This is a genomic window from Caballeronia telluris, assembly GCF_001544495.1.
Taxonomy (GTDB): Bacteria; Pseudomonadota; Gammaproteobacteria; order Burkholderiales; family Burkholderiaceae; genus Caballeronia; species Caballeronia telluris.
On record NZ_FCNZ02000124.1, the window covers coordinates 1 to 1,347 of the forward strand.

Consider the following 1,347-nt stretch of genomic DNA (forward strand, 5'->3'; position numbering starts at 1 on the left):
CTAGCAGGCCGTTGAAATATCCGTCGTTGATGCACTCAGATGCATTACGACGGATGCTGGTTTCATATTTTTTTGAAATGCGTAACTCGTTTGCGGGCATTCGACGTTGCTCGCGGGCTCACCATATCGGTGCTATCCATTGCTTCCTGCCCCTCAACCGGCAAGTGTGCGCATACGCGTCAGGTTGTAGCCGACCTGCGTCAGCACGAAGAGCTGGTCTACACGTTCAAGTCCTCGATACATCACCTGTCGAATTCGACCGACTGTCTTGCCCCATCCGAACACCTGCTCAATGCGTTTACGTTTTTGCTGGCTGACCGCATAGCCCGCCCAACGCGTAGTTCGCCCGTCGATTGCTGAACCTCCCGGCCGCCCAGCGTTTTGCGCCACATGCGGCGTGACACGATTCGCGCGACAACTGCCGATGAAGCCGGCGGTGTCGTAGTTCTTGTCCGCGCCGACCGTGATGGCGCGCGGCGCAACACTCGCGGCATCAGCAAGCATCTGCCCTGCCGCGTCGCGCTCGGCGGTGCCGGTCGCCAGCGTCACCTGTGCGTTGACCACCAGGCCGTGCCGGTTGTCGGTCAGCACGTGGCCCATATAACAGAGCATCGCACCCGTTCCTTTGCTCTTGCGAAACAGGCGCGCCTGCTCGTCCGTTGTGGATTGGTGCGTGTCGTTACTGCGCTTCTGTCCGTGCCAGTTGTCATTCGGCGCGGGCGGTTCGTCAGGAGGTGTGTCGTCTTCGTCCGGACTAGCTTTCGGCACAAAGCTCTTATGCCCGGCCCATGCTTGAATCAGTGTACCGTCGACGCTAAAGTGCTCCCCAGAAAGATGTCCACGCTCCCGCGCGGTCTCGACTGTCTCGTTGAAGAGCAATACCATCACATCGTGTTCAAGCAAACGGTCGCGGTTCTTGCTGAACGTCGAGTGGTCCCACACAGTCCCGTCCATCGGCAGGCCGACGAACCAGCGGAACAGCATGTTGTAGGAAATCTGTTCCACCACCATGCGCTCGCTACGAATCGAGTACAGCACCTGGAGCAAAAGAGCTCGCACCAGCTTCTCCGGCGCGATGCTCGGTCGACCTCCTTTCGCGTCAGCCTCGTACATCCGCGCGAAAACATCGTCCATGCGTTTAAGCGCGTCATTAAGCCACGCGCGAATCGGACGCAACGGATGGTCCTTCGGCACAAAATCGTCCAGCTTCAGAACCGTGAACATTGACTCGGTAAAACCATCTGGCCCACGCATCCGTTCCATCTCGCTCTCATTGATGACATAAGTTCAACGTTTACGCCTTCGTTACGGATGACCGCTACATGAGCTATTTCAACGGCCTGCTAG

General features: G+C 57.8%; 1 protein-coding gene. It reads right to left on the reverse strand.

The window, feature by feature from the left end; all coding sequences use genetic code 11:
* Positions 1-153 precede the first annotated feature (153 nt).
* Entirely contained in the window at positions 154-1,254 is a 1,101-nt protein-coding gene (locus tag AWB66_RS32505; RefSeq protein ID WP_087634051.1) for an IS5 family transposase, read from the reverse strand.
* Positions 1,255-1,347 lie beyond the last annotated feature (93 nt).

Excerpts from the sequence above, each read along its gene's own strand:
- AWB66_RS32505 (WP_087634051.1), bottom strand. The coding sequence starts at position 1,254 with ATGCGTGGGCCAGATGGTTTTACCGAGTCAATGTTCACGGTTCTGAAG.